The 20,828-nt window shown below is 37.7% G+C and carries 17 protein-coding genes; 2 read left to right on the plus strand and 15 right to left on the minus strand.

Translation table 11 applies throughout. From position 1 onward, the window contains the following. Positions 1-91 precede the first annotated feature (91 nt). The 15 genes from AC07YT_RS16670 to AC07YT_RS16740 all read right to left on the minus strand — a co-directional run bounded on the left by AC07YT_RS16670 (position 92) and on the right by AC07YT_RS16740 (position 17,689). A complete protein-coding gene (locus AC07YT_RS16670; RefSeq protein ID WP_086549416.1) occupies positions 92-1,615 on the minus strand; it encodes a RagB/SusD family nutrient uptake outer membrane protein in 1,524 nt (507 codons plus the stop codon). Positions 1,616-1,650: 35 nt separating this feature from the next. Further along, positions 1,651-4,716, minus strand: a complete 3,066-nt coding sequence (locus AC07YT_RS16675) for a SusC/RagA family TonB-linked outer membrane protein (RefSeq protein ID WP_086547762.1) — start codon at positions 4,714-4,716, stop codon at positions 1,651-1,653. A 202-nt stretch (positions 4,717-4,918) separates the two neighbouring features. After that, entirely contained in the window at positions 4,919-5,494 is a 576-nt protein-coding gene (cysC, locus tag AC07YT_RS16680) for an adenylyl-sulfate kinase (protein WP_086547763.1), read from the minus strand. Positions 5,495-5,512: 18 nt separating this feature from the next. Beyond that, entirely contained in the window at positions 5,513-6,274 is a 762-nt protein-coding gene (cysQ, locus tag AC07YT_RS16685) for a 3'(2'),5'-bisphosphate nucleotidase CysQ (protein ID WP_086547764.1), read from the minus strand. A 6-nt stretch (positions 6,275-6,280) separates the two neighbouring features. Beyond that, entirely contained in the window at positions 6,281-7,309 is a 1,029-nt protein-coding gene (locus AC07YT_RS16690) for a sulfotransferase family protein (protein ID WP_086547765.1), read from the minus strand. Continuing rightward, positions 7,293-8,537: a chromate efflux transporter gene (gene chrA, locus AC07YT_RS16695; RefSeq protein ID WP_086547766.1), complete on the minus strand. Its 1,245-nt coding sequence runs from the start codon at positions 8,535-8,537 to the stop codon at positions 7,293-7,295. Before chrA ends, AC07YT_RS16690 begins: the two co-directional genes overlap by 17 nt. A gap of 409 nt (positions 8,538-8,946) precedes the next feature. Continuing rightward, positions 8,947-11,763, minus strand: a complete 2,817-nt coding sequence (locus tag AC07YT_RS16700; RefSeq protein ID WP_086547767.1) for a TonB-dependent receptor — start codon at positions 11,761-11,763, stop codon at positions 8,947-8,949. Positions 11,764-11,998: 235 nt separating this feature from the next. Next, positions 11,999-12,163, minus strand: a complete 165-nt coding sequence (locus AC07YT_RS16705; protein ID WP_494945417.1) for a hypothetical protein — start codon at positions 12,161-12,163, stop codon at positions 11,999-12,001. Positions 12,164-12,242: 79 nt separating this feature from the next. Next, complete coding sequence (locus AC07YT_RS16710) at positions 12,243-12,641, minus strand: hypothetical protein (RefSeq protein WP_145954274.1); 399 nt, start codon at positions 12,639-12,641, stop codon at positions 12,243-12,245. 143 nt (positions 12,642-12,784) lie between these two features. Then, the gene (locus AC07YT_RS16715) at positions 12,785-13,006 is read right to left on the minus strand and encodes a VF530 family protein (protein WP_055910152.1); all 222 of its coding nucleotides are present in this window, start codon (positions 13,004-13,006) and stop codon (positions 12,785-12,787) included. A gap of 20 nt (positions 13,007-13,026) precedes the next feature. Beyond that, entirely contained in the window at positions 13,027-13,638 is a 612-nt protein-coding gene (locus AC07YT_RS16720) for a class I SAM-dependent methyltransferase (protein WP_086547769.1), read from the minus strand. A gap of 15 nt (positions 13,639-13,653) precedes the next feature. Next, a complete protein-coding gene (locus tag AC07YT_RS16725; protein ID WP_086547770.1) occupies positions 13,654-14,061 on the minus strand; it encodes a RidA family protein in 408 nt (135 codons plus the stop codon). A gap of 123 nt (positions 14,062-14,184) precedes the next feature. Further along, positions 14,185-16,170, minus strand: a complete 1,986-nt coding sequence (locus AC07YT_RS16730; RefSeq protein WP_086547771.1) for a M1 family metallopeptidase — start codon at positions 16,168-16,170, stop codon at positions 14,185-14,187. A gap of 362 nt (positions 16,171-16,532) precedes the next feature. After that, on the minus strand, positions 16,533-17,273 hold the full coding sequence (locus AC07YT_RS16735) for a carboxypeptidase-like regulatory domain-containing protein (protein WP_086547772.1): 741 nt from the start codon (positions 17,271-17,273) through the stop codon (positions 16,533-16,535). A gap of 68 nt (positions 17,274-17,341) precedes the next feature. Continuing rightward, entirely contained in the window at positions 17,342-17,689 is a 348-nt protein-coding gene (locus AC07YT_RS16740) for a Spx/MgsR family RNA polymerase-binding regulatory protein (protein WP_086547773.1), read from the minus strand. A 445-nt stretch (positions 17,690-18,134) separates the two neighbouring features. On the opposite strand from AC07YT_RS16740, the gene AC07YT_RS16745 reads away from it, so the two are divergent. Together AC07YT_RS16745 and AC07YT_RS16750 are read left to right on the plus strand one after the other, a co-directional pair. Beyond that, positions 18,135-19,673 carry a sensor histidine kinase gene (locus AC07YT_RS16745; protein ID WP_494945418.1) on the plus strand — a complete coding sequence of 513 codons (1,539 nt, stop codon included), beginning with the start codon at positions 18,135-18,137 and terminating at the stop codon, positions 19,671-19,673. A gap of 170 nt (positions 19,674-19,843) precedes the next feature. Further along, positions 19,844-20,602: a LytR/AlgR family response regulator transcription factor gene (locus AC07YT_RS16750; RefSeq protein ID WP_494945419.1), complete on the plus strand. Its 759-nt coding sequence runs from the start codon at positions 19,844-19,846 to the stop codon at positions 20,600-20,602. Positions 20,603-20,828 lie beyond the last annotated feature (226 nt).

Raw genomic sequence — 20,828 nt, forward strand, 5'->3', positions numbered from 1 at the left:
TTGAAAATATTAAAATGCAGGAGCGTTTGTAAATAAAAAAGAATATGCAGTAAAAACTACATATTCTTTTTCATTAATAATAATTTCTGTCTTAATTTCTTCGGCCAGCATTATTCAAATTAGGGTTAATGCTAACCTGACTCGTAGGATAAGGGAAAAATTGATCTCTTGGCATTTGTATAGACGGGCTTTTACCTATTCTAGCCAGATAGGCATTAACGACTTGCTCGTATTTGCCCATTCTTACTAAATCAGCCCTGCGTTTACCTTCATAAAATAGTTCCCAGCCTCTTTCCTGTAAAATTGCATCTCTAAATGTGCTTTGATTCAAGTTAGCTAAAACCAGTTCAGTTGCATGAGAACGGCGTTTAACTTTATTCACCAACTCTATACTTTCAGTTGAAGGGCCTCCATTAATTTCATTTAATGCTTCTGCTCTACTCAACAAAATGTCTGCATAACGAAGGATATTAACACTGTGACCATCGTAATATGTGTTGGCTCCGTTCGGATCAGCATATTTTGATGTAGCAACATTAGGCATATATAACACTCCAGCCGGAGCAATAGCGCCTAAAGTAGGGGCTTGTTTGTGAATCAAATTATCGGTACCCGTATATTCTGCAAAAAACATTTTTTTCCTATCGTCGGCATTATTGAAACTATTATAGAAATCCCATGTAACGGCATAATATTGCCACCTTTCGGTAAGCACTGGGTGCTCTAATGGCCCAAAGTGATTTAATAGCTCTGTTCCGTTTACATTTGCATCGCTTAATACAGAAAAAATATTTTCTACGCACCAGGTATTGCTTTCCGCGAATAATCCAGCGTAGGTTGGGTATAAATCATACACTTTTAAATCAATCACCTGCTGGCAATAATCTGCTGCTTTTTGCCATTGATGATCGCGTAAATATAATTTTGCCAACATTCCAAGAGCCGCTCCTTTGGTTGCCCTTCCCACATCATTATTTGGATAAATAGGATTATTTACATAGTTCAATGGTAAATTGGCAGCTGCATATTCTAACTCGCCGATTAAATACTTGTTCATGTCGGCTAAGGAAGTTAGCTGTGGTTTGGCGCTATAATCTTTAGCAGCCATTTCTTTTTCAGTTATTAATACAGAAGGACCCCATATATCTGTTATATCCATGTAAGCAATAGCCCTTAAAAACCTAATTTCCGCTAAAAATTTACTTTTTTCAGCATCCGTAATGCTTTTCATAGGTGTAATATTTGAAATTGCCACATTTGCATTTGCAATTAACTTATAAATCTGCCTCCAATCTTCTAAAATTAACCCATTTGATGAGTTCCATTGGATGTTTGAAAGTTGACCTGGATCACCCCCATAATCGCAATGACCAAGATCTGTGGTTAAATCTGTTAAGGCAAAATGACGAACCGTCCAATAGTCATAATTATCGCCAACTGAAGGTCCTTTTAATCTCGCATAAACCGCATTTACACCAGCAATGGCATCCGATTTCGTGACGAAAGCATTTTTTTCAGTTAGAATACTGTACACTTTTGGCTCTAAACTCTTTTTACAAGAAAATTGTATAACAAGTGCAATTGTCAGTAAAAGAATGATATTATATTTTTTCATGATGTTAAATTTAAGGTGTTCCTGTACAAAATACATTAATTAAAAGAGGCTTTAATTCCAAATGTTACTGTTTTAAAGGCAGGGAAAGCATTAAAATCCAATCCACCACCAGTGTTCGAGCCAGAATGCGTATTTACTTCAGGGTCTGTTCCAGTATATTTTGTAATGGTAAACAAGTTTTGAGCCTGCACATATACATTTAATCCGCTGATTAACTTAGTTTTTGAAAATAAAGATGCCGGTATTGAATATCCCAGCGAGACAGATTTCAATCTTACATATGCGGCATTTTCTACAAACCGGGAGTTTACATAACCGCCATACTGACTTAGAAAGTAACCTTCTCTGGGAATATCGGTATTTTCATTTTTACCTGCTACAAATCTATTTAACGCATCAGCACCGGTTGTTGATTCTAATACCAAACGATTCATATTATATAAGTAATACCCAAATGCGCCCTGAAAAAAAACATTAAGGTTAAAACCTTTAAAGCTGAAATCATTTGCCAAACCTGTACTAAAACGAGGAGTGGTATTTCCTAGATATTGTTGGTCATCAGGAGTAATTGCACCATCGCCATTAATATCAGCATATTTCGGGTCTCCAGGTTTTGCTGCTGGTTGTGGTGCATAAACTTCGCCCGATTTAATTACACCTGCATATACATATCCTCGTAATTCACCCAATTCTCTGCCCGGCAATACCCGGGTAAACTCTCTTCCGGAAACCGTACCACTTGGATTGGCTGTATTTACCGGGATATTATCGATTTGATCGCCTAAAGAAAGTACTTTCTGTCTGTTGTAAGAAATATTGAATGTAGAGTTCCAGTTAAATGCCGGGCTGGCAATGTTTGTTGTATTTACAGCTAACTCAATACCTTGATTTCGTAACGAACCGGCATTTGCCAATTGAATCGTTTGGCCATAATAGTTTCCAACAGGTACATTCAAAAGCAGGTCGGTTGTTTTTTTATTATAATAATCAATCGAAACATTCAATCGGCCATTAAAAAAGCCCATATCTACACCAGCATTCAGTTGTGCAGTGCTTTCCCATTTCAAATCAGGATTGGCTAAATTTTTAGCTTCAATTCCTGAGACTAAGCCGCCATCGGCATCTATTGCGGTATTATAACTACCAAATTGAGCTAAGTAGGCATAATCTAGAATCCTGTCATTACCAGTTACACCATAACTAACCCTTGCTTTTAAATTAGAAAAAGTATTAAGATTTTTAATGAAATCCTCATCAGTAAACTTATAGGCTAAAGACCCTGAAGGAAAATAACCCCGGCGGTTATTCTCTCCAAATTTAGAGGAAGCATCGCCCCTGAAAGTAAATGCAGCTAACAACTTATCTTTAAAAGCATAGTTTAACCTTGCAAAGTAAGAATTAAAACTGGTTTGGGTTTTATTACTACCATATCCATTTGGCAATGCACCAGCAGTTAGGTTATAATACAGAAATTGATCCGTTGAAAAACCTTTTGAACCCACGTTTACCGACTGTGCAACATCTTTTTGGGCAGAAACCCCGCCTAATAACGTAAAATCATGATCATTAAATTTATATTTATAGGTTAAATAGTTCTCGATTAACCATCTAAAAGTTGATGAGCTCGTAATACTAGCTAAACCCTTATTGGCAACGCCAGCAGGTATGGTTTGTGGAGTATAAGTTCCTAAATCAGTCTGCGAAAACTCACCTCCTGCACCTAAATGATAAGTTAGATTTTTTATTACCTCATAATCAAGTCCAACATTAGCGTTAGCCAATTTATTGTCTCTATTATTAGTTGGCTCCAATAAGTTCGCTATTGCATTACTCTTACCGAGATAATTGTAATATGAACCATCTGCATTATAAACCGGTAAATTAGGTAATGAAGTTATAATACCAAAAAGTGGTGGTGTAATCCCGTCGCCATACGATTGTTGCTTTGACTTGGAACTGGCACCATAAAAATTGGCATTCAACCTTACCCTTTCGTTTAGTTTTTTATCAGCCCCGATTCTCGCCGTGTATCGGGTAAATCCAGTGCTTTTTAATACACCAACCTGATCAATATAATTACCAGATACATAGAGCTTTGAATTTGCATCTCCACTGCTAATACTTACATTCATATTATCAACTATCGAATTTTGGGTAGCCTCGCTTAACCAATTGGTGTTTGTAGGTATAAAGCTGGCAGGGAAAAGTGGCGATTTGCCATTTTCAGCATAAGTTGCATTCTGTATATCTGTATATTGCTGACCTGTTAGAAGCTCCGGTTTGTAGGTCAAAAATTGACGACCAGTTGAGTAATCGGCATCAATACTTACTTTACCCATCTTTCCTTTTTTGGTCGTGATTAATACCACACCGTTCCCCCCTCTGGCACCATAAATGGCTGCCGAAGAGGCATCTTTTAAGATTTGAATATCTTCAATGTCATTTGGATTAATGGTACTTCCGTTTTCAGAAATAAAACCATCGACTACATATAGTGGGCTGTTGCTGGATTGAATGGAATTCCCACCTCTGATGGTAATTTGAATCCCGGCACCTGGAGCAAAACTGGTTTGCTGCACCTGTACACCCGCAGCCTTACCTTGTATGGCCTGGCCAATGTTACTTGTACTTCCGCCAAGGTTCATTTCGCTTGCCTTAACTGTACTTATGGAGGCAGAAATGTCGCCTCTTCGTTGTGTACCATAGCCCACAACCACAACTTCATTCAGTTTATTTAGGTCTTCTTCTAAGTTTACATTTACCACATTTGAAGCACCTACGGTAACCCGCTGGGTTTTATAACCTACAAGTGTAAAGTTTAAAACCTTTAAATTACCTTTCAAGGTGATGGTAAACTTACCGTTAGCATCAACCGATGTTCCGTTTTTCACATCAGTTTCTGTTACTGATGTTCCAACAGCCGGCAGTCCTTTTTCATCTTTCACCGTCCCGGTTACAACCGTCTGCGCACTGGCTGCAATAGGGATTAAAATAAATAAAGAACAATAAAAAAATTTAAAAAGAGCATTAAAAAATGAGCGGTTTAGTATAGGAACAGTTGTCCTACAATCCCCATTTGTTGGTTTGTAAATTGTAATCATAGCGGTTTTGGTTATAGCTGATTGTTGCTAAAAGGATAAAATGACTTTTAATTCTTAGTAGTATAATATTAGGAATTAAAAGGTGCATTTATATATAAAAACACTGCGCAATCGATTGACTAAACCTCTTAAATGCGATAAACTGGATAAATTAGAATTAAACCGATATAAATTAAGCCAATACTGCTTAATAATTAGGTAATTAAGCCTGGGTTTTGATTTTAGAAATGATCTCCAGAAATAGCTTATCCCTACTCTGAACAGGGCTTTCTGTATTGGTTTTGATAATGAGATGGGCGTTTAAGGCAGGCTCGAACCTGGCACTCACGCCTGTAAAATTTGAGATCAGGTTTCGGTCTGCGTCTTTGTATAAACCTTTTACATCTCTTTCTTTGCATACAGCCAGCGGGCAATCTAAAAAGACTTCAAAATACTGTTCTCCAATAATCTGAGCAGCCAATGCCCGATGTTCTTCAAGAGGGGTGATAAATGAACATATGGTAATCACATTGTTCATCATCATCAGTCTGGCTATTTCTGCAGCCCTTCTGATATTTTCTGCCCGATCGGCTTCGCTAAAGCCCAAATCTTTATTGATACCTTCCCGAAGTACATCTCCGTCTAATGTTATCGCGAAAAACCCTTCTTCTTCGAGCTTTTCCTTTAATAAAGTCGAAATGGTGGTTTTTCCGGAACCCGACAATCCAAATAGCCAAACCACTATTCCCTTTTGATCTGGAATAACAAAACCATTTTTAGCTGTAGTTTGAAGCGACATAATTTATTGTTATGATCATTAATCTACCTTACACAAAAAGCCTTCGTTTAGCAACGATTCTTTATTGTATAACATTTCGCGACCAGTTAATGTACGGATATTACAGCCGCTAAATAAAATAATGGCATGACCGGCAGCGGTATCCCATTCCATGGTTGGTCCGGTGCGTAAATAAATCTGAGCCTTACCTTCTGCTAACAAACAGAATTTAAGCGAACTCCCTACCGAAATAAAATTTACTATCGGATATTTGCTAAGAATGGCTTTTTCTTCACCATCCGCATGCGATCTGCTTACTGCTGCTGTCCATTCGTCGTTCTTCTTAATGGCTTTAATTTGAATAGGATCTTCTCCAGGGATTTGTTTCCAGCTTCCAGAATGCTCATCACCAAAATATAACAGGTTTTGTACCGGAATGTAAATGACGCCCAGCACCGGCACCCCATTACGGATTAAAGCAATATTTACCGTAAATTCACCATTTCGCTTGATAAACTCTTTGGTTCCATCCAGCGGGTCGACGCACCAGTATAGCGCCCAGTTTTTCCGCTCTTCATAAGGAATATTTTTCCCTTCTTCAGATATAATTGGAATGGCCGGGTATAACTGTTTTAAATCGCGACAAATAATATCATTTGCTATTTTATCTGCCTTAGTTAAAGGAGAAGAATCGCTTTTGGTTGATACCTCAAAATCATCCCCATCATAAACGGTTAAAATTGCTTTCCCCGCCTCAACAGCTGTTTGCAGTATGGCATTTATATCAATGGTATCTATCATTTCATTCTATACTTTTGTGGCTAAATGCCTGGCCTTTATTTCTTTTAATATCTCCAGCTGAGGGCCCCGGTTGTCGAGGTCAGATTGACGGGCACTTAACAGGATATTTTTCTTGAGCAAATCGTTTTCAAGGTTATATTCTTCTATATCCTGGGCAGAAATTAATTTATCCTTATTCTCCGGGCGATCTAAAGCATAACCCAAATCAGTTAAGGTCTGGTGGTTAATACATTCGAAGATATCAATTTCTGCTGCGCTCAATTCTTTACGGAATTTACCGCTATTGTCTTTAATGATTGGCTTGGCCAGATTTTCCCACATTTCGCCTGCATTGGCCGTAGCCAGCGATTCTTTTGAGTTATGAAAATCGAGCATGGTTTCAGCATAATCAATGGCCAGAAACCTGCATAAACTTTGAATAAGCTTTGCCGGATCTGCAATTAATTCCTCATAATTTAAAGAGAAAAAACGATCACTACCGATTCTTTTCGACAGTTCGATACAGGCACTTTGATCTTTATACCACTGTTTAGCTAAATGATAAATATGCTTTTCGCCAACAATTGCTTTTTTAAAAGAGAGCGCAACATCTCTCCCGTCACGGTATAAATAAATATATTTCAGATTGGGCGAATGCGCTTCCAAATCAGCAGCATAATGCACATTAGCCATACTCTTGCAGCACCAGTATTTAGCTTTTTTTGCTATTGCTGCAGTTTCGTATACCAATCGGTTAATTTCGAAAAGGCTGTAGCTTTTTGAGTTTTCATAAATCCAGGCCTCATCCAGCTCAACGCCATCCCATGGTACAGGGTTAGCCCTTAAATAATTTACAACATCGCTAATTAAGGTTTTATATTTTGCTTCTGTTAAAAAACCATACAAACCCAACAATGGCACAAAAGTGACCAAAATATGAGGTGGGTGCGGAGAGGCAATCTGATTAGATTGATCTAATATTACCCTTAGCAGATTGGAACCAGATCTTTGCGTTCCGATAATCTGAATACCGTCTGGTTTAAAAAAACTTTCCATTATAAAAAATTGATACTGTTCCCAAAAAAATAGCACCGAGGATTAAATATACCGGGCTGAGTTTATACTTATAGCTTAATATTAAAGAAACAACACATATAGCACCTACCAAAAGTGTTCTTGGTTGCAATAATAATATTTTTAAGGCTGATGATATAATTAACCCGACAACGACCACCTTAATTCCTGATATCATGCTTTTGATAAGGGGATGATCTTTTGTTTTATTGAAGATTTTAGAAACAACAATCATTAAAATAGCCGATGGTATAAACATACTGCAGGTAGCAACCAAAGCGCCTAAAAAACCAGCTAACTTAAAACCAATAAAGGTTGAACTCACTAGAATCGGCCCGGGTGTAACCTGACTAAAAGCAATCGCATCTATCAATTCTTTCGCACTCAACCATTGCATATCTTTGACCAGTAGCGACTGCATAATGGGGATAACGAGGTACCCACCACCAAATAAGGAAATACTAATGCCCGAAAAAACGGTTCCGATCTTAAAAAAGATGTTCTGATAAGACTTAAATGCTCCCGTAATAAATAAAATCTGATTGATGAATAAAATGGCAACCGCAATAAACGAAAATGAATTTAACCTAAGTTTAAACTTCTGCTTAAAACTAGTTACCACTTCAGCATAATTATTTTTTTTCTGGTCAAACATCAGCCCGGCAATGGCTCCTATGGCAATAAGAATGATTGTTATCAGGTAGTTCCCTTTAATCAGATCGAGTGTGATGGCGATCAAAAAAACAAAGATTTTGCCATAATGAAGCGAAATTTCTTTTTTAAACAACTGTAATCCTGTCGATAAAATGATCATACTTACAATTGCGCCTACATATTGCATCATTAAGCTCCAGGATATATTGAGCCCGTTTGAAAAATAAACATAAGCCAGGCAAAGCATTAAAATACTTGCCGGCAGTAAAACGGCGAACATACTCACCGCAGCACCTAATTTACCCTTTAAAGCATAACCTATATTGGCAACAACATTTACCGCCATGGGGCCAGGCATAAAAGAAGCTACAGTTACACTATTTAATACATCCTCATTATCAATGGTTTTATCCTGCTCAACCATAATGCGCTGAATCAGCGAAACCAAAGCCATATGTCCACCAAAGCTTACACAGCCAATTTTAAGGAAGGTGAAGAAAAGATATTTTATTGACACCTTTTCTTTGGCTATATCGCTTGGTACTGATAACTCCATTTGTTACGCTTAAAGATCAATTTGAATAATAAAAACAATATAACACTAATTTTCGCTGCTTATCAAGAAATATTGCCTGTTGTTTGCGGTTTAAAAAAGACCTGGTTTAAAAACCTAATTTATGCCATTTAACAGGCATAAACATGGCAAACACTACGCAAACGTTTGTTTAAATCCATCAATCATCTAATTTCATATACGCTAGCCAACGGAGATATAATCTATATATACATCCAGATTATTAATTTGATTAATTAAAAAATTAGTCCATTAATTGGAAAGTGTTTACTTAGACAAAACCTTAACAACGTTTCTGTTAAAATTTTTGGTAATCAGGAAAAGAAAATTCCTTAACATTTACTGCTAAGAAACAAATGCCAAGGACTTGATTAAAATTTTAAACATTTTTTTAATTAACCGTACTGCGGGGATTGCTTCTCTCGTTGTTCGCTCCTACTTTGGTTAATTTGTAATTTAGGGATAGGTAAAAATAACGGGTAATGTTATTGTACCGCACATCTTCAATCCGGCTGCTGTTTACAATCCTATCGATATTGGTATTTTGATTCAAAATATCAAATCCTTTTAAACTTAAAGTTACCCTGCGTTTCATTAAATATTTATTTATCCCGGCATTAAGCAAGAAATAATTGTTATTAAATCCATCCGCACGGCCCGCTGAGCCGATATGATCCAAATCAGCTTCCACCCTTAAATCTTTAATGAATTCGTAACTCAGATTTAAAGAATTGTTTAGCGTAAAATATTTATTGTCAATCGCCGATTCATCTGTATTATTTACTTTGGTATAAGCTACATAAGCATAAATCCCTGCGTTAAATTTATCATCAATATCGTAGCTCCAATTGATGTTTGGCCCAATTTCGAACCTGTTGGTGATGTTTTTATTGCTGCTGATAAAATTTGTTCTATGCTCGGTAAAAAAGTTCATCCCATAATTCATCCTCAAACCTTTAAGTTTTGAGGGCATTCCAAAAAATGTTCCGGCACGCAGGTAATAGTTGCCGTTTACATTAATGGGTTTAACGGTCTGGATCCCGTTATTATAGGTAATATCATTTCCGGTATCATCAAAAGACAAGTTATATAAGAAATAACCATTCCAATACCGGTTATTATCCGGGCTAAACGTATTGAAATTTACCGATAACCGGTGGTTTTTTCTAGCCTCGAGATCTGGATTTCCGATTCGTTGATATAACGGGTTGGTATTGTTCTGCACAGGCTGTAAATCGGTTACCGACGGCAGGTTAACGCTCGCCCTATAGTTTATAGCGATGGTTTGATTGGCCTTATTCTTAAAATTGACCGTTAACCGGGGTAATAAATTGTAGTATGATTTTTCAATATTGCCGATGTTAGCCCCCACATTATTAAATACTTGTGCATTTAATAAACTTTGCTGTCCATTCAGTCCGAAATTATAGGTCCAATCTTTTCCAGTGTAGATAAAACCCAATCCGGCTGTTTGCAAACTGTTACGGTTATCGAAAGTATTGGTTAACGATGGAACAACGGTCTCGTAACGGTCGGTAGTTGGGTTATAATCAAAAGTGATCTGCTGCGCATCAACCAAGCTCCGTGTAAAACCATAAGCAATATTGGCGCTCCATTTTTGATTTAATGGGCGGGCATAATTTCCATTGATGGTGTATGTTGTCGAGGCATTTTCCTGATTGGCCTGTTGGTTGATTTTGGTAACAGTATTACTCCCGTTTGCATATTGGTTGAGCAATGATTGATTTAGCCAGTCAGAATTATAGGTATTTTGCGTACCATTTAAACGGAGCGAAACCGAACCTTTCTTATTTGGTAATCTTCTGAGCACAGTAAACTCTCCAAATAAAGAAGGCGTAAAATTATGCTGATTGTAATACTGGTTTCCATCATTGGCCTTTCCTGTGGCATCAAAATTAGCATTGAAAGTGCGGTTATTAATATTGGTGGTATTGTTCAGGATCACATTCGGGCGCAGTACAATATCGGTTAACGAATCGGGATGATATTCTGCCTTGAAGTTAAAACGATGTGCCTGATTATTGCTGTTTCGATCGGTATTGTCTAAAGTGCGCAAAATATCACCTGAGCTTAAATCCTGGATATTGGATAGTTTATTACCTAAACCAGAAGAGAAATAGGTAAAATAACTTCCACTAATGGCCAGTTTATTGTTTTTGCCCCAGGAGTTACTGTAGTTTACCCCTCCACTATGTGTAGTATAAAGTCCTATGGCACTATTATCAAAAACACCGCTCCCACCTATCGTTGTTTTGCCATTATTGCTATTGATAGAGAAACTTCCTCCGGCAGGCGGGGCAAAAATATTCCCGATGTTTCCGCCACTGAAGCTGCTCAGGTCATCATAGCCAAAACTGGCATCGTTGGTATTATTGCTCATGCCCAAAACTGCAAATTGCAGGTTTTTATTAAAGTGGTTAGCACTTAAATAACTTCCGTATTTATCGGTTGTTCCGCCCGCGAGGTTGGCATTTCCGAACCAACCTTTTTTCTTGTCTTCTTTAATCGTTAGGTTTAAAACCTTCTCCCTCTGCCCGTCATCAATTCCGGTGGCTTTAGCTTCCTGTGTTTTACTATCAATTAACTGCACTTTTGCAATGGCATCAGCGGGCAGGTTTTTGGTTGCCGTTTTTGGATCAGTGCCAAAAAAGTCTTTACCATCAACCGTTAACCGGGTCACTTTCTGCCCCTGCACCAAAATACTTCCATCCTTATCAACCGTAACACCAGGTAGTTTTTTCAAAAGATCTTCTACTGCTGCATTAGGCCTGGTTTTATAAGCATCGGCATTAAATTCTACGGTATCTTTTTTAACCATTGCGGTAGCATAACGGCCACTCACGGCAACATCTTTAAGTGCAATGGCATCTTCTTCTATTTTTAATGTCCCCAGGTTAATGGCCTTTCCGTTTACATTTATATTTTTAGTGATGGAATGATAACCCATTGCGGAAATCCTGATTTTATAATTGCCGATGGCCACAACATTAAAAGAAAATTCTCCGGCTTTATTGGTTACTACACCTACTTTTTTGGTCGAATCAGACTTACCTGACAAAACGATACCCACATATTCAATTGGCTGGTTTGTTTTACCATCGATAATTTTTCCATTAATACTACCGCTCTGTTGTGCGAAGACTTTCGTAGATAATATGAACAGCAACATCAATAAGTAAGTTTTCATAGCTGAAATTTTGATTTTTAGTTTGGTTTTTATTCAACCTTTTCTTCAAAGGATTCAGCTATAAGACACAAAAAGAACCAAAGTGTGACAGAAAAAGATATTTTTTTTTAATAAGCCTAGTCGAAGACCGACTTATGAAATCTCAAAGGCAAGTGCAGGGGCAAACTTCGGAAGTCTGAGTACTTTGATGATCAACAAAAAAGTCTTTCAGTTTTACCTGAAAGACTTTCTATTTTTAAGCTTTAGCAACTTTTTTGTGCTTTTTATGATGTTTTTTATGACCTTTTTTAGTCTGAGATTTTTCTGTACCTGTTTTTGCCGGAACAGTGGTTTGAGCGCTTACGGTATTAATGGTAAAAGCGGCTACTAATGCGATTACTAAAACTTTAATTGCTTTCATTTTCAAATTGATTAATGATGAATAAACCTGGTTATTTTGTTTATTAAATCTCAAAAATCAAGATGAAGATTTTATGAATTTAAGGCAAGTCGAAAGCGTAAGTATACTTTAACTTTTTTCCGCTCAGCACATACTCAGAAACGACCTTTCCGTCAACCCATATCTTATATTCACCTTTAGATTTTGTCTTAGCAATGGCAAAAGTTGTAAACTGAACGTGGGTTCCTGATTTTAAGGTAACGCTTTTTTCCCAGGCGCCATTTACTTCTTTTAGCTCAGTTTCTTTTCCACTTTCATTGGAGTAAGTTACATCTGCTTTTAAACCATCGCCAAAGCTGGCCTGATAAACAACCTCGTAACTTTCTTTTTTAGGAACATTTAATTTGCCTTTCGACATGGAATAGAATGTCGTCATGGTCTGAATCGAACAACTGCCCAGCATAAGCATGAACAAAAAACAAAAGGAAATATTTTTCATTTGATAGGGTTTAGATCGAGATGACGACTGCGCTTAGATAAAGGTTGCAAGGAGGCTGGAAATTATTGAATAAGCGAATTAGAGAATGGTTAAATCCTGGAATTGATTGCTAGGATATTCACTCATTCAAAACTCACTCATTCTCATTTATGAAAGGTATCCAGGTATAATTCCTCTACTTTTTTACGTGCCCAGGGCATTCTTCTTAAAAACTTCAAGCTCGATTTTATCGTCTGGTTATTATTAAAGCAATCGATCCTGATGAGTGATCCCAGTTTTTCCCAACCATAGTGCACCTGCAGATCGGTTACAATTTTCTCTAAGGTAATACCGTGTAAAGGGTTATTTTTTTGCTGTTCGGCCATGCCGCAAAGTTAAGGCAAAATTATCGGGGTTTATATTGTGCCATCCAAACATTTGCGCCACCACAAACAGGATCGTTTATTTTATGGACAAGCACTTCAAAATGATTAGATTTAAGCAATGACAGATATTCATCAATACCTAAAGAAGCATGAAATAAGTTTTCACCATTGTTCAGTCCCCAAACCTCTCCTCTACCGGTTCCTGAGGTAAACAACAAAACGCCGTTTGGTTTAAGATGGCGACTAAAAATACCGAACATACCAGGCTGATCGGCTGCCGGGAGGTGAAAAAAACTATGCCAGGCAATGATCGCATCGAATTTTTCATCCAGGTCTAGTTTACGCATATCTTTCAGCATAAACGGCGTACCGGGAAAATTTAGTCTGGCCATTTCGAGCATCTGCTCACTGGCATCAACCCCCAGCACTTTTACATTTTGACTGATCAGATATTCGAGTATGGGTTTTCCACTACCGCAGCCCAAATCTAAAACACTTGCATTTGGAGGCAGTTGCTTAAGTAAATCGTCCAGATAGGTTTTCTCCCCTAAAAAAGAATAGCGGTTTTCGGCGAACCACTTTCCGATTTTATTGTAAACTTTATATACGTTTTTGCGTTCTCCTTTTTCCATATTAGAGTCTTTTAATTAGCCGATAGCTGTGGCATCAATTTCAATCAGCATGCCGTTTAAAGCTAATCGCTGTACAGGAATGAGTGTATTCACCGGAAATTTCAGATCCGGCCATATTTTCGTAGATTCTTCTATTAAGATATGGTGTTTCTCCTCATCATAATCTACCACCAGGGTCGTGAGCTTAGCTATACTGGCCATGGTTAAACCTTTGCTTTTTAAAGCCAAAGCTATATTTTCGAATACAATACTTACCTGTGTCCGAAAATCGGCACTGAGTACACCATCCATCCTGCTACCACCCTGGCCGGCAACAAATACCAGCAGGCTTTCGGCCGGAACAGAGGCTAAATGAGAATAACCATGCGGACGGGGATCGTATATACCTTCGGGATTAGTGATTTCTAAATTTGGTTTTTCCATCTGCTGTAAATTTAACAGGTGCTAAATTATTCGATAAGAAATAGTAAACCGTCGGTTGTTTGCAATAAAAAACCTCCTGATCTTTTAAAATCAGGAGGCTATAATTATGGTGCCCAGGCTAAACTAATTACCTGTAGCGGTCCAGGTATTATTATCTGTATTCGAATCTGGTAATACTTTATTTGGATCTAAAGTAACTGATTCGATCTCTTCGCTAGTTGGATAACGTACCAACCAGGTTGCGTTTTTCATCCAAACATCAACCGGAACTTTTACGATCTCTGTTTTACCGCTTTTGGTTTTAACCTGCAGGATGATTGGCATTGGCATTTTTTCCAGGTTTACTACTTTAATCGCGTAACCCACCAATTTATCATCTTGCTTAACAGCTTCAACACCAGCAATACCCTGGTCCATTTTCCAGTTGTTTAACCACCAGCTTCTCCAAAACCAGGCTAAATCTTCACCCGCACCATTCTCCATCGAACGGAAGAAATCGAAAGGTGTTGGATGTTTAAATGCCCAGTTTTTAATGTATTGACGGAAAGCATAATCAAAACGGTCTTCACCTAAAATCTGATTTCTCAAGATGTCTAAGCCCCATCCTGGTTTATAGTATAAATTCACACCAATATTACGCTCTGCCATACCATCGGGCATTAACATCATGTTTTCATAAACCGGGTTTCCAATATTCGTTTTACCAACTTTATTCATATCGGTTGGCGCTGCAGCATACTCGCCTTTATTAAAACTACTTTTAGAAATACCATTGATAAAGGTATTAAAGCCCTCATCCATCCAGCCATATTTACGTTCATTAGAACCTACAATCATAGGAAACCAGGTATGGCCAAATTCGTGATCGATTACGCCCCATGCACTTCCTTTTTTAGCTTTCCAGCCACAAAATACAATGCCAGGATATTCCATACCACCAACATTGGTAGCCACGTTAACAGCCATGGGATATGGATATTCGAACCATTTTGTAGAATAATGCTCAATGGTTGATTTTACATATTCTACTCCACGGCCATAGGCATCTTCACCATTGCTTTCTACTGGTTGTGCAGAAACGGCTAAAGCTTTTTTACCACTTGGCAAATTAATTTTTGCGGCATCTAACACAAAAGATTTAGATGAGGCCCAGGCCGCATCGCGTGCATTTAGGATTTTAAATTTCCATGTTAGCTTGTCTTTAGCCGGACGTGACTGAGGGTTGGTAACCTCTGCTTCGGTCCGGATATGAACAGTAGCATCGCTGGTTTTAGCTGCATTCCATCTTTGTAACTGCTCTGGTGTAAAGACTTCGGCCGGATTTAATAATTCACCTGAACCCATTACGATGTGGCTTGCCGGTGCAGTGATGGCAAAGTTAATATCGCCATACTCGCAATAAAACTCACCACCGCCCCAGTATGGCAAAGTATTCCATCCTATCACATCATCATACACACACATGCGTGGAAACCACTGTGCCACGGCAAAAATTTCACCGTTTTTTGTAGTTAAATGTCCGGTTCTGTCTGATCCTTCTTTTGGTAAAACAAAAGAATAATCCATTTTAACTGTTACAATATCGCCATTAGCGGCCAGTGGCTGGTCTAAACGGATCTGCATACGTGTATCTTCTACCAGAGAAGTAAATTTTACTGCTGCAGCTTTTTGCGAAACACTGATGTTCTGGATTTTATAACCACCATCAAATTTTTCGCCCTGGGCACCATAACGGCTTTTCGACGGCGTAATGGCATAACCCCGTGAAGTTTCTTTAAAGGTATTCTGATCTAATTGCAGCCATAAATACGGCAATTTATCGGGACTGTTATTTTTGTAAGTAATGGTAACGGTACCAGTAACCGTATTTTTGGTTTCGTCGAGACTAGCTGTAATGTTATAATCAACGCGGTTTTGCCAATATTTTGGTCCTGGTGCACCAATGGCAGAACGGAATTCATTCCCGTTTTGCGTATAAAATAGTGGTCCAAAGGCTTCAGCAGGGTTATAATTGTTAGCTGGTGCCGGTGTTGTAGCTTGTTGAGCCGATGCAGAAAAGGCAAAAGCGCAACCAACCAAACAAAAAGTGATTAGTTTAGTCAATTTCATGATAATAATAAGGTTGTAATCAGGCGGTAAAGATAAAAAATAACCACATATGGATTTATATGTGGTTAGAATGTTACCAATAATGGTTATAATACAGTTAAAAATGCTTTTTTAAAATTTAATTCGATCAATACATATTCTTATTTATCAATATAATTGACTTTCCTAACGCGAGCCGTCATGCTGGCCTGTAACGAAGTGGAAAGCTTCGAAGTAAACCGAGCTTTAAGCGAGCTCACCGAAGGTAATTTATTTTACAGTAGAAATAGTATTTGTAATTATCTAGTAGCTACTATGTGGTCGGCATCTTTCCTGTAATAGACCTTGATCCAGAAGTTTCGGGACAGGGTGACGAGTCTTTGTTAATTCGCTTTCAATTTGGGTAAATCCTGCAGTTTTCTTTCCTGTGGCGTTAGTTTTTTCCAGGCTACAAAGGCGCGTGAAATATAATAAGCATAACGGTATGGCCTTTCTGCCTTTACTGCCTCTACCGAAGGGCGATATATAATCATGAAGTTTTTAAGTTCTTCACCCTCTAGTTTGGTCATATCTGTAATGGCCTTTGCGGTAAAGTTCTCATCAATTTCTTCGAGATACATTTCCTTTTCCTCTAAATCGGCCTCTTTTCGCTGTTGTCTTCTGTATTTACCATAGCCAAGGTTTAAGTTTAAGCCGCCAACCTTATCGGTCATGCGTTTACGGTTTAGATTTCCGCCCGTACTCAATAGCGTATATTTTTCGGCCAGTGGATCCTTCGCATCTGTAACCTGACTATTCATTCTTACAGCTGTAATATCGACATCTTTTAAACTATTCGTTTTAACCGGAAGATAAATTGTTCTATTTAATAAATTGGTTAGATACAAAGTATCGGTATGATAACCAATGGCTGAGAATTCAATCAGATCACCAATATTGGCGCCTATAGTGTACTTGCCTTCTTTGTTTGTACTGGTTGTTTTTTTACTGTTCAGATTTCTGATGGTAACACCAGGCAGAGAAAGCGTTTTTTTCGAATAATCGAAAACTGTACCTGTAGTTACCGTTTGTGCAAAAACGCCAATAGGTAAGGCAAGCAATAGAAAAATGATCAGTTTGTACATACTCAAAAGTAACTTAGTTCGACATTTAAAAGCTGCATTTAACAAACTTTAACATTAGAACAATCGAATCAGGCGAGTGTTTTTAAATAATTGTCATCATCAAACCCAATTAATATGGCTTTGCTGTTTTGCTCGATAATCGGGCGTTTTATGGCACTGGTATTTTCTTTTAAGTAAGCAATTGCCGAATCCTGGTTATCAATTTTAGCCTGCTCCTCTTTAGTTAGTTTTTTCCAGGTTAAACCTTTTCGGTTTAATACGGTTTCCCAACCGAAGGTATTACACCATTCATTTAGCTTTTCTGTGGTAATGCCTTTTTTCTTGAAATCGTGAAATTCAAAATCAACCTGATGTGCTTTTAACCAATCGAGCGATTTTTTAACTGTATTGCAATTTGGAATTCCGTAAACGGTCATATAAATTATTGAATTTTGAATGAGTGTTGAACGCAAGAAGCAAAGTTAATAAACTGTTTAGCTTTATACTTAATATTTTGAAGATCGTTGTTTTTATTGTGGAGCGTATCAAAAAGGCGATTTCAACTGAGATGCTGTCTTGTTGAGCCTGCCGAAACACCTTATAGCGTATTTAAATGAAATGAAACCTTCAACAGGCTCAGGATGACAAATCTATATTTATGATACAACCTCTAATAGTAATCATTAACTCCAGTGATGAGAACACCTGTACACATTATCCAAGCGTTGTCAACATTTTAGCGAGGGGGCTATGAAAGTTGACAACTCTAAAATCCCACAATTCTAAAAATCTTATTCGTTCGTCACATTTTTAAGCTCATCCATCACATTTTAATTACCGATGTAAATTCTCTTCGTAAAATTGTGGCATAAACAAAACACTATGGTAATTCTTTCAGGTAACCCATCCGCAACAAAAACCAAAAACATCAACCAGCTTGAGTTTTGGATCTCCACAACGCTATATATCCTGGCATTGATCAGTATTTGTTCCTCTACCGTTTACAGCAGGGGTAATTCTTATCGTTTTGAAGAAAGCCAAATTGTTTATAGTGTAATATCAAATTTCTTTGTACCCGAAGTATTTAAGATCAGCATATTATATGTCAGCTTTTTATTGTTCAATTTTTGCTTCATGCCTCAGCTGGCAAACAGAAAAAATATCGCACTCAATCTTATTCTTACCATTTTAGTTACATCGTTTTCTGTTGTAGCATGGATGGTTTTTAATACTTATTCTCAAGCTTACCGATTGTTAGAATATGATAACATGGATAACGCTTATGGTATCTTTTTTGGAGAGGCCTTTACCTATATCTTTTTTCTCTATCTGCTTTTTAATGCCTACGCATATTTTAATGAGCGGGGTTTAGAATTACTCAAAAGAATTCCCTTTTTAAAGCATTATAATAACAACATCATTCCAGAAATTTTTATTTCAACTAGAGTCTGGTTGATTTCGCTCATGGTATTTGCCGCAATACTTTCATTAAAGATCGATCACGAAATATTAATTATCTGGCTCATTGTACCACCCGTAAATATTTTCTTTGCCTTTTGTGCTATTTATTACATCATTCCAAATCTCAGAAAGAATTTTAAAGGTTTTGGCCGGTATTTTTGGGGAAATGTAGGTTTAACCATTATCATTTCACTGCTGCTGATGATGATACTCATTCCTTTTATGCGCAACGGCGAAGCTGTACCCATTGCCTTAATTTTAAATGCCATATGTTTAATGTGCATTACCACGCCGTCTGCCTGGTACATTTACAAGCATAAATTTGAAAAACTCAGCGAAATCCAGATGCTTAAAACGGAGTTGGGTAAATCGGATGCGAACCTCAATTTCTTAAAATCGCAAATCAACCCGCACTTCCTGTTCAATGCTTTAAATACATTATTTGGAACAGCTTTGCAGGAAAATGCAGAAAGAACAGGCGAAGGCATCCAAAAACTGGGCGATATGATGCGTTTTATGCTCCACGAAAATACACAGGACAAAATTTCGTTAACCCGCGAGGTAGAATACCTGAATAATTATATCGATTTACAAAAGCTCCGCACCTCCCGCTCTGCAGAAATCAGGATTGATACCCATATCGAAGAACAGCTAAATAACCTGCAGATTACGCCGATGTTGCTGATTCCATTTATCGAAAATGCATTTAAACACGGTATCAGCTTGCAACAACCTTCGTACATCAAGATTACCTTGCAAACCAAAGAAAAAACCTTATATTTTGATGTAAGCAATAGCATTTACATTAAGGCAGATAACGACCCTGAGAAATTAAAAAGTGGTATCGGACTTGAAAATGTTAAACAACGCTTATCATTGCTGTATTACGGAAAACACGAATTAATTATCCGCGAAAGTGCTAACGAGTTTTTTGTTCATTTAACTTTGCAGTTGGATTAAGGCGATAAGTTCCCCAAGAGAACAATTGATAAACGAATATTGGCCTAACCAGAAATTTGTTTGTAAAAATCCCTATTATTGATCTTGAGATGTCGTCATTCGAGCGCAGTGCAACGAAGCGGAGAAATCTATATTAGCAGATCTCTCCATTTCATTTCACTTCAGTCGAGATGACGATTGCATGTTACTTTGGAAATGCTTCCTTTGTTAGCATCACAAAAAGAAAAAAACGTAAAGAAAAGAACAAACTCAAAATGATTGCCATTGCTATAGATGATGAACCGATTGCATTAGAGATTATAAAGTCGCATGCCTCAAAAGTTCCATTTGTAACCTTACAGCAAACTTTTACGGATGCTTTTGCGGCCATCAGTTACCTCCAGCATAACAAGGTTGACCTCATTTTTCTGGATATCAAAATGCCAGATATCAGCGGTATCGATTTTTTAAAAAGTTTGAGCAAACCGCCCATGGTTATTTTTACCACTGCTTATACGGAACATGCAGTACAAAGTTTTGAACTCGATGCTGTCGACTACCTGTTAAAACCCTTTTCTCTTTCGCGTTTCTTAAAAGCCTGCAATAAAGCACAAGAGTTGTTTAACCTGCGCAACCAGAAGCAGGAAACAAAAACGGAATACATTTTTATAAAAGATGGCTACGAACAAATTAAGGTGGAGTTAGGTGAAATTCTTTACGTGGAGGCCTCTGGCAACTATACCCAGATACAACTCAAAGACAAACTTTTAAGCTCGAGGATTACCATTAACGATTTGGCTGAACTGTTGCCAAAAGCAGATTTCATCCGCTGTCACCGGGCATTTATTGTCGCTAAAAATAAAATATCCAAATTCGACCGCAGCCAAATTTGGATCGGAGAAAAAATTATTCCTATTGGTGCAACGTATATCAATATTAAACTTACTTAATTCGATTTAAAAAGTTACATCATAAAGGCGATTCAGCTCAGATGATGTCATGATGAGCCTGCCGAAACACCTTAAAGATTTGGGCAGGTTCTTCGACAAGCTCAGGGTGACAAATCTATTTTATGATATAACCACTTGCACTTTGTTCATTTAGACCCTGAAATAAATTACCTTCGGTGAGCTCGCTTAAAGCTCGGGCCACTGCGTAGCTTTCCACTGCGCTACA

This window comes from Pedobacter sp. GW460-11-11-14-TSB4 (assembly GCF_059423705.1).

Bases quoted from the DNA above. Each gene is read 5' to 3' on its own strand.
- AC07YT_RS16670 (WP_086549416.1), bottom strand. From the start codon at position 1,615: ATGAAAAAATATAATATCATTCTTTTACTGACAATTGCACTTGTTATA.
- AC07YT_RS16675 (WP_086547762.1), bottom strand. From the start codon at position 4,716: ATGATTACAATTTACAAACCAACAAATGGGGATTGTAGGACAACTGTT.
- cysC (WP_086547763.1), bottom strand. From the start codon at position 5,494: ATGTCGCTTCAAACTACAGCTAAAAATGGTTTTGTTATTCCAGATCAA.
- cysQ (WP_086547764.1), bottom strand. From the start codon at position 6,274: ATGATAGATACCATTGATATAAATGCCATACTGCAAACAGCTGTTGAG.
- AC07YT_RS16690 (WP_086547765.1), bottom strand. From the start codon at position 7,309: ATGGAAAGTTTTTTTAAACCAGACGGTATTCAGATTATCGGAACGCAA.
- chrA (WP_086547766.1), bottom strand. From the start codon at position 8,537: ATGGAGTTATCAGTACCAAGCGATATAGCCAAAGAAAAGGTGTCAATA.
- AC07YT_RS16700 (WP_086547767.1), bottom strand. From the start codon at position 11,763: ATGAAAACTTACTTATTGATGTTGCTGTTCATATTATCTACGAAAGTC.
- AC07YT_RS16705 (WP_494945417.1), bottom strand. From the start codon at position 12,163: ATGAAAGCAATTAAAGTTTTAGTAATCGCATTAGTAGCCGCTTTTACC.
- AC07YT_RS16710 (WP_145954274.1), bottom strand. From the start codon at position 12,641: ATGAAAAATATTTCCTTTTGTTTTTTGTTCATGCTTATGCTGGGCAGT.
- AC07YT_RS16715 (WP_055910152.1), bottom strand. From the start codon at position 13,006: ATGGCCGAACAGCAAAAAAATAACCCTTTACACGGTATTACCTTAGAG.
- AC07YT_RS16720 (WP_086547769.1), bottom strand. From the start codon at position 13,638: ATGGAAAAAGGAGAACGCAAAAACGTATATAAAGTTTACAATAAAATC.
- AC07YT_RS16725 (WP_086547770.1), bottom strand. From the start codon at position 14,061: ATGGAAAAACCAAATTTAGAAATCACTAATCCCGAAGGTATATACGAT.
- AC07YT_RS16730 (WP_086547771.1), bottom strand. From the start codon at position 16,170: ATGAAATTGACTAAACTAATCACTTTTTGTTTGGTTGGTTGCGCTTTT.
- AC07YT_RS16735 (WP_086547772.1), bottom strand. From the start codon at position 17,273: ATGTACAAACTGATCATTTTTCTATTGCTTGCCTTACCTATTGGCGTT.
- AC07YT_RS16740 (WP_086547773.1), bottom strand. From the start codon at position 17,689: ATGACCGTTTACGGAATTCCAAATTGCAATACAGTTAAAAAATCGCTC.
- AC07YT_RS16745 (WP_494945418.1), top strand. From the start codon at position 18,135: ATGGTAATTCTTTCAGGTAACCCATCCGCAACAAAAACCAAAAACATC.
- AC07YT_RS16750 (WP_494945419.1), top strand. From the start codon at position 19,844: ATGACGATTGCATGTTACTTTGGAAATGCTTCCTTTGTTAGCATCACA.